The organism is Leptospira sarikeiensis (assembly GCF_004769615.1).
GTDB classification, from domain to species: Bacteria; Spirochaetota; Leptospiria; order Leptospirales; family Leptospiraceae; genus Leptospira_B; species Leptospira_B sarikeiensis.
Genome location: NZ_RQGF01000032.1, coordinates 19725 through 30917 on the forward strand (window position 1 = coordinate 19725; position 11193 = coordinate 30917).

Here is an 11193-nt window from a genome sequence, read left to right on the forward strand (position 1 = left end):
GGAGACTCAACTACGATTTTTATTAAGAAGAGATTAAATCTGAGAATGTTAGAGTCACTTCTTCTAAGCCTAGTACGGATTGGATCTCATTTTCTGCATACACTAGATCTGAGTAACCGGGACTATTCAAGACCCAGGACCCCAATATAAGTAATCCTAATAATTCGGAGTCTCCGGGAAGTTTTTTATCAGATAGATTGACTGCTTGCACATTGTATAAGAAATCCAAAATGGATCCCGTTTTTTGGTCATTGTTCGATTTTAGAGAAACACAAAGAACGTAAGAATCTTTTTCGATACGTAAGGTCCTTAGGTTTCGGATAGTTTCTATAGGAATACTTCTCTCTTTATATAATAAAGAACTTAAGATCGGGATCCTTGTGGAATAACGTAATTTTAATCCGGATGAATTTGCAAGTATCTCCGTCTTTTTGAAAAGAACAAAAATCGTGAGAACGGTTAGTATTCCCAAAAAAAGTAAGGAGAATGGAACGAAGAATATTAGGAAAATTAAATTTTCCGGATCTTCCAAAAAGGAGTGTAGGATTGTAAACCAACCTCCAAAAAATAAGATCGGGACTATGCTGAGGATGAACTTCTTCCCGAAAGACTTCGGCTCCAAGATATCAATCCTTGTTCCTCCATCTACAAAATTAGTTTTAATGAAACTAGAAGTTTCTCCCTTTTTGGGATCTTGTTTCTGGGAGATCGGAGAAGATGTTGGATTTGTTAATCCTGATCCGGATCTATCGAAAATCGGAAATGGAAATTTTGTTTTAAAAAAATCTAATCCTTTTTTTAACGATTCCTTATCTTGAAATGTTTCTATTAGGATACAACTTCCGTCTTGGTGTAAGAGATAGAGATCCCAGTATCTCCAATTTCCGGAAGAGACGGTTGAACCTGAGTTAGAGGAGCTGGATCTTTCCGTTCTTTGCAAGATCATATAAGAGATGAATTCTGAGAGAGAAAATTCAGTATCCGGCTGGCCTGTTTCTCTTATGGAAAGAATAGAAGTTTCAGATAGGAACTCGATCGTTTTGATCAGATGTGATACCTTTCTATAATTTCGGATCGTGAAAAAGAAAAGAAAGGAAATCGTAGCAGTGAAGAAGAGCGCGAATCCGGGGAGAACTTTATCTTCTCCAGTTAATAACAATACTCCAAAAAAAAGAGAAGCTATCGTTCCAAAAACGACAAAGAATAAGATGCCGACTATGAGTATACATCCGCTCGAGTAAGGATTTTTAACATCCTTGCGTAGATTGCCGTTTTCTAAGATCCAAGAGTCCAAGCCCATAATAAAAAGTCCCGAGTATAGATAAGACATCCGAAAAATCAATTTTAAAACATTACACATCGGATCGGCATGATTCTTTCTTGATTTTTGATTCGGTTCGGATTCCTTGTTCGTCATGCAAATAAGTACTGCAATTTCAGATTTAGTATTGGCAATCGCCGCAGCTTGGGCCGCTCTTTCCGTCCAAACTTCTGCGAAAGGGAATGTTTCTAAAAAAGGTGGAGCCTACGGTCTTTTCTTGATCGCTTTAGGTGCTTTCTTCGGAGTTATTTTTTTCTTAGGTGGTAATTGGATCACTCCTATTTACAGACCTATCGTTCATATAGCGGGAGTCGTAGGAGTTCCTTGGATCGGGATCGCCTTCTTCAATGCAGGTTTAGGAAAAATAAATCCTAAAACTTGGAATCTACTTAGTTTGATCCTGTTAATTCTAGCTATATTAGATTATCTTTATTCTCTGGGAATTTACTCCACTATAATCGGAGGAGTTTCTTTAGTTTTTGTGATCGTCGTTTGTATCAGAAAGTATAAGGGAAATCAAAAGACTGCGGCATTATATGGTATCGCAGGTGCGTTACTTTTTATTCTTTCCGGACTCGTGATCGGGACCGTAGGATCTATTGGGCCGATCCTCAAAGTGGATCTATTTCATTACGGACTTGCCGCGGCTTCGTACTGCTTGGGATATTCTTTAAAAAGATTAGGCTAAGTTAAAAATCCCGGGTTTTAGTTAAGCAGGGATCTGCTCTGAAACCTGGGTAACCCAAGAAGAATAATAGTTAGAAAGTGTTCTTAGGAACATCAGATCCATATCATTCTCCGTTCCGATAGCACGTAATGCGTTTGCATATTGTGTCCTAAAATCGGTTAAGGTCGCAGTCTGCTGGATATAATTTCTCATAGACTGGGCCTGTTCCGGACCGAAGCCGTATTCTGTGGACCATTTATCTATCAATGTCCCACAATTGTATTTTCTAGAGAGTAAGATCTGTGCCAGAATATTTCGGAACATATTCTCGATGGATACGATCGTAATCTCCTTATGATTGATAGAGATCTCGGTGATGATATCGTCCTTCTTATCGATTACCGCTTTTGAAGTTCCCATCTTATTAAAATATTTGGATAGGTCGTTATATGCCCTAAAATGTTTTAAGATGAGCTCTCTGTCCTTTACATCCACAGTCCTCTGATCTTCCGGATGGCTCATCTCTTGAAGGATGGATTCGATTACCTGGAACATGATATCAAAAGTGAATTGAGTGGATTTACCTAATAGGTAACGGATCTCGTTTTGGAATGCTGCGTGAATAGAAGTGAAGAATGTATCTAATTTTTCCGGGCTAAGAACTGAGGAAGTTTTGAATACAGAAACCATATCTCGAGCGAATTTGGTTCTATCTAAGATTGGGAAGAGCTCTGGATGATTGGAATGGGTCCGGATAAAAGTCTCTTTTACGACTTTAACCGAGCCTCCTCGGACTTCTTCACTCCGGAACAGAACCCGATAGAGAAGAACTGAGATTTCTCGGGAAGTTTTTTTATCTTTCAGAGTTTTTAAGTCGGAAGTCTCGAGTATGTCGCTGCTTCCTGCATGTTTGCTCTGGATTTCTCCCATAGAATGGTTATGCCGATATTCCCGAACGATTGTTAGGTCGATCTTGCTAGGAAAAAGTTAATTGTAAAGCAGATTTGGTTAGTAGGAAAGAAATCCCATTGATTTTTCCTCTAAGCGTTCGAAAATCGAGCGAAATCTATGCAAAAAATTATCGGACCCGAGAATCAAGTACACTATGGAGTTTGGGACGGTCCGATCGAATTTAATCATCTTGATTTTACTCTTCAGGATTTTTTCGGAAAGGAAATCAAGGGGCTCCGCAAAAAGTTCGCATTCCATTCTTTCAATTATTTAGGCATCTTGATGGAAGACTGTTTGGTAGGAATTGCCGCAGTGAGCCTAGGATATGCGTATAACGTATTTGCTTATTTGTATAAATTCGATCAGGGAAAAGTTTACGAGTTCGATGTAAAAGGTCCCGACTTAGGTCTTGCCCTGAAATTCCCTGCGAATCCCGATGAATACGAGATCTCTTTTAAGAAGGGAAAGTCCTTCTTAAATATCAGAAAGTCCCATGAAGAAGGGAAACTTCTTCTGGATGCAAATTTTGGAAATAAATTAGAGATCTCCGGAGAGTTTCCGTATTCTCTCATTTCGCATAATCCCTTAAGGGTCCTAAATCCTTCCGAGCCGAGTCGTTGGACTTTCACAGAAAAATGTTCTCCTCTAATCCCTGATCGAATTACCGTAAAGTACGAAAACAAGGAACTAGTCAAAGACAGAGAAAGGACCACTATGGTCTATGATTGGTCCGGCGGATATTTAAGAAGAGAAACGAATTGGTATTGGGCGGCTTTTTCCTCCGTACTTCCGAATCGGACCAAGATAGGTGCGAACTTTGCCGCATTAGTAAACGAAAGTTTTTTCCCCGAGAATGCTTACTGGATCAATTCGGAAAGGCAAAGAGTTACAAAATGTATATTCGATTTTTCTCAGAAAGATCCTTATAAACCTTGGAGGTTATGGGACGAAGAGGGTAGGATACGACTCGAATTCGAACCGAAGGGAGAAAGAAGAGAAAAGGTAAATTTGATCTGGACCAAATTATATTTCCGCCAGTTTGTAGGAAAATTTTCGGGAAGTTTTAGACCTGAAAAAGGAGAAGAGGTCCAGATAAAGGATGTGTGGGGATTTACAGAGTTTCATAGGTCTCTTTGGTAGTTCTATACATTGAAAAACGAAACTGCTCCTAGAATTTTATCCATCGATCTATTAAGAGGCCTAACTGTTGCCGGGATGATCCTTGTGAATAATCCTGGCACTTGGTCCAATATGTATTGGCCTTTAAAACACGCAAAATGGGACGGATGTACTCCTACCGATCTGGTTTTTCCTTTTTTCCTTTTTGTGGTCGGCGCCTCTATTCCATTTTCCATTCAGAACGGAATACAAGAATTTCCTAAAATACTAAAACGTGGGCTTATACTGATCGGTCTCGGATTATTCCTGAATATTTTCGGAGAATGGAGTTTTGCCAACCTCAGGTTCCCGGGAGTTTTGCAGAGGATAGGGTTCGCATATTTTTTCGGAGCTTTACTCTTTAATCAGAAAAACATAAAATTCAGAATCTCTATTTTTACAATACTCTTGCTCGGTTACTGGATCTTATTAGAGTTCATTCCTCCTCCTGGTGCTTTGGAGCCGACCATGAAAGAAGGAAAAGATTGGGGAGCTTGGTTGGATCGAACCGTTTTCGGGCAATCTCATTTATGGAAATTCGGTAAGGTCTGGGATCCGGAAGGACTATTGAGTTCTATTTCATCGATTGCAAGTGTGTTTTGCGGAATTTTTCTTGGAGAACTTTTAAAGAATTCTTTGGAGAAAGAAGAATCTGCTTCTAAAATTTCAGGAAAAATTTTCTTAGGAGGACTCGGCTTACTTTTAGTGGGTGGGCTCTGGGGGATTTATTTTCCGATTAATAAAAGTCTTTGGACTAGTACTTATTCTCTTTGGACTGCAGGTTGGGCTTTTCTATTCGTATCTTTCTTTTTATTTTTGGAGAAGTTTGGAACGGGGCCGCTCAAAATTTTAGAAGGTTTCTTTTTACCTTTCGGGAAAAATGCTCTTTTGGTCTTTTTCGGCTCTGGAATTTTTGCGAGAAGTTTGAATATCATCATGGTGTCTTCTCCGGAGGGGAAAAAAATCCCATTGAAGAACCTGATCTACCTAGAATATTATAAAAGCTGGATAGATTCTCCGGAGTTGAGTTCCTTTCTGTATTCTATTTCTGTGCTTGTTATTTGGTTTTTAATCCTCTTCTTTTTAGATAAGAAAAAATTATATTGGAAAATATAAATATTAGGAAGCGATCAAATGTTTTACCGCTGCGAGTAAATCCTCGTCGTTAAACGGTTTGATCATCCATCCTTTTGCTCCAGCCTCTTTTCCTTGTGATTTCATCGCGTCGCTGGATTCAGTAGTAAGGATCAGGATCTTCATTGCTTTTCCTTTTTCCGTTCTTAAAACTTCTTTAGTAAGTTCTATACCGGTCCTTCCGGGCATGTTCACGTCGAAGATACCTATATCGAAAGGACCTTCGGATTCGATCTTAGTCAAGGCTTCGTCCGGCCCTGCCGCCTTGATCACCGAATAACCTTCTTCAGTGAGAGTAAAATCAAGAAGTTTTAATACTGTGGGAGCGTCGTCTACGCATAGAATTTTTGTCATTTTATACCTTACCTATTTAATTATAACTATTTGCCGTATTGAAGCAGAGTTCGGAGATTTTATCCGGGATCGAATCCAAAGAGATTTGTTCTTTTACCGCGCCTATCTCAAATGCTTCTCTAGGCATTCCGTAAACAACGGAAGTGGATTCGTCTTGTCCGAAGGTCAGAGCACCTTTTTCGGATAACGCTTTTAAACCTTTTGCACCATCTTTTCCCATTCCGGTGAGTAGAAAGGCAGCGCAATGAGAAGCTAAGGGTGATCTTGCAAGAGAATTGAATAATACATCTACGGAAGGTCTATGCCCCGTTACTTTTTCTTTCTTATGAACTTTGATCTTATAAGAAGGAGGATCACCGAGTTCCATATGATGATCTCCTCTTGCGATATATACATTTCCCTTAGAGATACTTTGGCCTTCTTCAGCTTCGATTATCTTTAGATTGGAAACCGAATCTAATCTTTCAGCGAACATGCTCGTGAAATATTCCGGCATATGTTGTACGATTAATATAGGAGGAAGTTCTCCTGGGAGATTTCTTACTATATATTCAAGAGCTTGGGTGCCACCGGTAGAAGCCCCGATCGCGATAATTTTGATCTTAGAGGCAGAGCCGGTATTCTCGGTTTTTTTTTGTACTGATTTACGATTTCGAGTGAGAATGTCGGATACGTTTGTTTTGGCGCAGGCCCTGATCTTGTTCTTTAATTCCAAGACCATTCTGAGAAAATCTTCTTCACTTCCGTCCGCTTTTTGAACAAAGTCCAAAGCACCCGCTTGCAAAGAATCTAATGTTACTTTTGCCCCTACTTCGGTAAAAGAACTGAGCATAATTACCGGAATAGGGAATTTTGGCATGAGCCATTGTAGGAATTCAATCCCGCTGATATCGGGCATTTCCACATCTAGGGTGATTATATCCGGCCTAACGTTCAATACTTCCTTCATCGCGTCCGTTGCAGTGGAAGATCCTACGACTTCGAATCTAGGATCTTCCTGCAATTGGGAAGCTATTATTTCACGGACAATCCGGTTATCGTCTATGATGTACACGCGGATCATTTTTTCAGGCCAATCTTTCCAGATTCGAATTTTCCTGAGGACCGGAGGCTGCTCCCCCATGGAATTTTTCGAAAAGGAATTTGGTATCTAATATCAAACTGACCCTTCCGTTCCCTAAAATAGTGAAACCGTTAACCCCTTGCGCTTTTTGAATGGACGATGTGAGAGGTTTGATCACTATATTCTGATTTCCTAATACTTCATCCACTAGTATGCCCAAGAACCTATCTTCGTTTTCCAAGATGATCAATACCGGATTCTTACTTTTATATTCCAGTTTTTCCCTAAGTCCCAACAAATCGTTGATCCGTATTACAGGTATATAGATCCCTCTTAGGTCCAAGACTTCTTGGTCTTTGTAGGGATGTATCATCTTTTGGTTTTTTAGACTGACTAGTTCGCTGATTTCTATCGTAGGAAGAGTTAAATAGGTGCCTCCGACTTCAAAAACTGTTCCTTCTATAATCCCTAAAGTGAGAGGGATCCTCAGGATAAAAGTGGTACCTTCTCCTTTTTTGGATCTGACTTCCACTTTCCCGCCAAGTTTGCGGATATTTTGCAGAACTATATCCATTCCGACTCCTCTGCCCGAGATGTCGGTTAACTTCTCTGCCGTGGAAAATCCCGGAGTGAAGATCAGTTGGAATACTTCCTTATCCGTCATTTCGTCCGGATTTCCTTTTAGTATTCCTTTTTCCTTTGCCTTGTTCAGGATCTTCTCCCGATCGAGACCTCTTCCGTCGTCTCCGACTAGGATCCAAACTTCGTTAGCGGATTGTCTGGCTTGTAATCGGATGACCCCTTTTTCTTTTTTACCTAGCTCAGCTCTTTCCTCGGGACTTTCCAAACCATGATCCATGGAATTTCTGAGAAGATGAATGATCGGATCTTGTATGATCTCTACGACCGACTTATCTACTTCGGTGTCTTCTCCGCCGATCTTAAAGTCCAAACGTTTTTGAGAACGTTTTTGTAGGTCTCTAACTAAACGATTCATCTTTTGGAAGGTCGCAGATAGCGGGACCATCCTCATGGATAAAGTGACTTCTTGTATATCTCTCACTATTTTATGGAGATGTCTTGCAGCGGAGCGAAAACCTTCTAGTCGAATACCATCCAATTCCGGGTGATGGATTACGTTGGATTCGGCTATGACCAATTCTCCCATAAAGTCCATGAGTTGGTCCAGCTTATCCGTCGAGATACGAATATCTTTTTTCTTCTCTATAGGTTGCACTTCTTGAATGGTAGAAGGCCCTTCCTGTGAAATAGATAATTTTTCTATAATAGGTGCAGGATCCTTAGTCTCTTCCGAATCGAAAAACCCGAAACCTTTCGGAGCAGCAGGAGCTTCCTCAAAAAATCCGAATTTACTTGCGGGAGGATTTTTTTCAGTCCCGTCCCCATTTGCGATTCGGTTCAATTGCTCCTGGAGTTTAGCACGAATGATCGTAGTCTCTTGTTCGAATCCGGAGTCGGTCCTTTCCTCTTCCACTCGATCGAAGATCTTGCGAAGAAGATCCAATGTCTCCATTAGATCGTCGCTGAAAGCGAACTCGGTTACTTTATTCTGATTTCTTAATGTATCTAATAAGGTTTCGCCGAGGTGAGTGATCTTCACCACGGTTTCCAGTTTTAATAGTCCTGAAGAACCTTTAAGAGTATGAAAGAATCTGAAAGCCCGATTGATCGTTTCCGGATTTCCCTGCCCTAGAGTATCTATTTCTTCCTCTAAGGCGAGTAGGGCGGTTTCCGCAGAATCGATTAAGTCCCGAGCTTCCGAAACGAATTCCGAAAGTAGATGTTCTCGATCCATAATTATACTTTAATTTCGCCAGAATTCTCTTCGTTACCTGAAGACGATTCGTTTTGAGCGGACGAATTTTCATCGTCGATCAATGGAAGATAATTTGCTTTACCATTGGAGTTCTTTTTTGTTTCCCGTTTTGCATTTCCGAAATGGGATGCGGCTTGTTTTATATCGAAATGATGCACTTGCAAATGGGATTTTGTAGGTTGATTCGGCACAGCTTCTCTGGTTTGTTTTTTGGAACTTTTAGAAACTGACAAAGCTTCGTCCCTGATCTTGATGAGAGTTCCCATAACGGTAAGGAGGGTCTCGGCTTGCTCATTCAGTTCTTTTGCAGTGGAGGCTAATTCTTCCGAAGCAGCCGCGTTTTCTTGAGTCGCTTGGTCTAGTTGGACCATTGCAGTATTGATCTGAGTGATCCCTCTTGCTTGTTCGTCCGAAGATACTGAAATTTCTTGGATCAATTTTGCAGTGCTCTCGATACTCGGAACGATCTCTTCTATCAATTTACCTGCTTCTTCTGCACGTTCTACCGAATCTTTGGAAAGACCGTTGATCTCTTGTGCCGCGATCTGGCTTCTTTCTGCAAGTTTTCTTACTTCGTCTGCGACTACAGCGAAACCTTTTCCGTGTTTTCCTGCTCTTGCAGCTTCGATCGCTGCGTTTAATGCTAATAAATTAGTTTGATATGCGATCTCTTCGATGATATTGATCTTACCTGAGATCTTTTTCATCGCATTCAAAGTTTCTAATACTGATTTTCTTCCCTTGCTTGCATCTTTAGCTGAGGACTCTGCCATAGAATTGGTTTCTTTTGCATTATGGGAATTTTGTTCTATAGTAGAAGACATTTCCTCTACGGCTGCGGTCGTTTCTTCCAGGCTTGCCGCTTGTTCGTTGGAAGATTGGCTTAAAGAGAATGCAGTAGCGGATACTTGTGCTGCCGCAGAAGATACCGAACCTACGACTTCTAAAGCAGTGCTAAGGGCTTTATTGACGGACACAGTGATCCAAACTGCGCAACCTATTGCAATTAAAGAGGAAATGATCGGAATAATGATCATTAAAAAAGTGGTTTCTGCGTAGAGTTCGTCCGTGCTCTTATTCGCATCATCCAATTCCTTTTGGGCCCTATCGATCATTTGATTTAAGAAGCCGTCCATCTTATCGATGAATCCGCGGAGTTGGACTTGGGAAATCTGTCTTGCTTCTACGTTTTTGTTAATGTATGCGAGATCTAATACTCTTTTTAAAGTAGCTCTATATTCTTTTTCTACAACCCTGAATTCCTCCATATTCCTTTTGCCTGCTTCTTGCAGAAGAGGGTATACGTCGGTCCCCAATTGGCCTACCAATGCCAGATTCGTTTCAGTTTCCCCGATATACTTTTTCATATCCTCTTCTTCTGTGGAAAGGATCGTGTTCTTTTCCGCTCGGGTGATCTTTAAGAGTGCGGTCCTCATTGCTACTAGCATAGTGGACTTTTTGGCGGAAACATTTACCGCCTTAGTCACAACCGCATTAAAATTACTTAATCTATAAATAGCGAATCCTGCTACGAAGATCAAAAGAACGACTACTGTCGAAAATCCAATGGTTAATTTAGTCTTAACACTCATGTTCCTATCCTTGCTTTAAAATTTCTTTGTTTAAACTGCCGAACCGTTTTCGGACATTTTTTCGTGTATGACTTCCAACTCTTCGTCTCTCAAAAGTTTACGGACATCGAGTAGGATCTTAACGGAATCTTCAACCTTTCCGAAGTGGGCAATAAAACGATTCGCCTCACCATCACCCATTTTAGGGGCAGGTTCCGTATTTTCAGTTGGGATTGTGACTACTTCTCTAACAGTGTCGACGATGAGCCCTAAACTTTCGCCTTCTATGTTTAGAATAATTACGCAGGTTTTTTCGGAATAAGGTATGGATTCCATATGGAATCTTAGCCTAACATCGATTAATGGGACAACCTTTCCGCGCAAATTGATCACTCCCTTGATGAAGGGAGGCATATCGGGAACTTCGGTGATGGGTTGCATCCCGATGATCTCTATAATGTATTTGATCTCTAATCCGTATTCTCTTTCGGCTAATGAGAATACTAAGAATTTGTTCTCTAATGTATCTTCGTCATCCGCTTCATCTTCTTCTAAGAGTAGATCTATTTCGTTTTCTGCCATATCTATCCTCGATATCTCTCCTAAGTGATAATGATCCTTGTGAGAGAATTGTTTGTATCTGTTTCGAATTCAACATAGCCTCTCGATTTTAACACAAAGGTGTTCGAGTAGACATCTAAAATAATTTATTTCAAAATATTCTATAGACTTTAAATTATGTCGGATTGTTGTCTAAACTTTGAACAATCGTTTTTCCTGATGATAGAGTTCAAAGCTTGACTTTCTGAAACTCTTTGTCACCGACCAAGATCGAAAAAAAGTATCAGAGAGATCTTCCCGAAAAGTTTTTATCATTCGCACCGTCATATAAAAACGAACTTAGAGAAGATGTGCGATGGATAAAAAAATAGTCCTTAAATATTTCTATTCTTTTTTAAGTTTCACCTTTTAAAATTTATTAAGACGAATTTAATATACGAAATCAGAACAGATTTCAAAAATACGATACGTTAATATCGATTTTCTTTCTTAAAAAATAATCTTAAAGGGTTAGTGAATAAAATATTTTCTAAGATAATGATTCGGGGCTTATTCCCAATTTTATAATTAGAATCT

General features: G+C 40.0%; 9 protein-coding genes and 2 pseudogenes. 3 read left to right on the forward strand and 8 right to left on the reverse strand.

The annotated features are described in order from the left end of the window. Positions 1-22: 22 nt before the first annotated feature. On the reverse strand, positions 23-1300 hold the full coding sequence (locus EHQ64_RS16585) for a hypothetical protein (RefSeq protein WP_246048816.1): 1278 nt from the start codon (positions 1298-1300) through the stop codon (positions 23-25). Positions 1301-1415: 115 nt separating this feature from the next. On the opposite strand from EHQ64_RS16585, the gene EHQ64_RS16590 reads away from it, so the two are divergent. After that, positions 1416-2009 (forward strand): DUF6962 family protein, encoded by a 594-nt coding sequence (locus EHQ64_RS16590; protein WP_135650920.1) that lies wholly within the window; start codon positions 1416-1418, stop codon positions 2007-2009. 21 nt (positions 2010-2030) lie between these two features. On the opposite strand, the gene EHQ64_RS16595 is transcribed toward EHQ64_RS16590, so the two are convergent. After that, on the reverse strand, positions 2031-2918 hold the full coding sequence (locus EHQ64_RS16595; protein WP_135650921.1) for an LIC_13029 family protein: 888 nt from the start codon (positions 2916-2918) through the stop codon (positions 2031-2033). Positions 2919-3056: 138 nt separating this feature from the next. On the opposite strand from EHQ64_RS16595, the gene EHQ64_RS16600 reads away from it, so the two are divergent. Together EHQ64_RS16600 and EHQ64_RS16605 are read left to right on the forward strand one after the other, a co-directional pair. After that, positions 3057-4079: a DUF2804 domain-containing protein gene (locus EHQ64_RS16600; RefSeq protein WP_135650922.1), complete on the forward strand. Its 1023-nt coding sequence runs from the start codon at positions 3057-3059 to the stop codon at positions 4077-4079. A gap of 9 nt (positions 4080-4088) precedes the next feature. Continuing rightward, a complete protein-coding gene (locus EHQ64_RS16605; protein ID WP_167882426.1) occupies positions 4089-5213 on the forward strand; it encodes an acyltransferase family protein in 1125 nt (374 codons plus the stop codon). A gap of 3 nt (positions 5214-5216) precedes the next feature. On the opposite strand, the gene EHQ64_RS16610 is transcribed toward EHQ64_RS16605, so the two are convergent. From EHQ64_RS16610 to EHQ64_RS16630, 6 genes and pseudogenes are all read right to left on the reverse strand, one after another. Continuing rightward, positions 5217-5585: a response regulator gene (locus tag EHQ64_RS16610; RefSeq protein ID WP_135650923.1), complete on the reverse strand. Its 369-nt coding sequence runs from the start codon at positions 5583-5585 to the stop codon at positions 5217-5219. Between the two features lie 16 nt (positions 5586-5601). Next, a complete protein-coding gene (gene cheB, locus EHQ64_RS16615) occupies positions 5602-6648 on the reverse strand; it encodes a chemotaxis-specific protein-glutamate methyltransferase CheB (protein ID WP_135650924.1) in 1047 nt (348 codons plus the stop codon). Between the two features lie 4 nt (positions 6649-6652). Further along, positions 6653-8464 (reverse strand): chemotaxis protein CheA, encoded by a 1812-nt coding sequence (locus EHQ64_RS16620; RefSeq protein WP_135650925.1) that lies wholly within the window; start codon positions 8462-8464, stop codon positions 6653-6655. Positions 8465-8760: 296 nt separating this feature from the next. Further along, positions 8761-9417: pseudogene (locus tag EHQ64_RS20530) on the reverse strand (methyl-accepting chemotaxis protein); the annotation flags it as partial. A 135-nt stretch (positions 9418-9552) separates the two neighbouring features. Continuing rightward, positions 9553-10077: pseudogene (locus EHQ64_RS20535) on the reverse strand (MCP four helix bundle domain-containing protein); the annotation flags it as partial. 30 nt (positions 10078-10107) lie between these two features. Further along, a complete protein-coding gene (locus EHQ64_RS16630; protein ID WP_135650927.1) occupies positions 10108-10638 on the reverse strand; it encodes a chemotaxis protein CheW in 531 nt (176 codons plus the stop codon). Between the last annotated feature and the right edge of the window lie 555 nt (positions 10639-11193).

Bases quoted from the DNA above. Each gene is read 5' to 3' on its own strand.
- EHQ64_RS16585 (WP_246048816.1), bottom strand. From the start codon at position 1,300: ATGGGCTTGGACTCTTGGATCTTAGAAAACGGCAATCTACGCAAGGAT.
- EHQ64_RS16590 (WP_135650920.1), top strand. From the start codon at position 1,416: ATGCAAATAAGTACTGCAATTTCAGATTTAGTATTGGCAATCGCCGCA.
- EHQ64_RS16595 (WP_135650921.1), bottom strand. From the start codon at position 2,918: ATGGGAGAAATCCAGAGCAAACATGCAGGAAGCAGCGACATACTCGAG.
- EHQ64_RS16600 (WP_135650922.1), top strand. From the start codon at position 3,057: ATGCAAAAAATTATCGGACCCGAGAATCAAGTACACTATGGAGTTTGG.
- EHQ64_RS16610 (WP_135650923.1), bottom strand. From the start codon at position 5,585: ATGACAAAAATTCTATGCGTAGACGACGCTCCCACAGTATTAAAACTT.
- cheB (WP_135650924.1), bottom strand. From the start codon at position 6,648: ATGATCCGCGTGTACATCATAGACGATAACCGGATTGTCCGTGAAATA.
- EHQ64_RS16620 (WP_135650925.1), bottom strand. From the start codon at position 8,464: ATGGATCGAGAACATCTACTTTCGGAATTCGTTTCGGAAGCTCGGGAC.
- EHQ64_RS16630 (WP_135650927.1), bottom strand. From the start codon at position 10,638: ATGGCAGAAAACGAAATAGATCTACTCTTAGAAGAAGATGAAGCGGAT.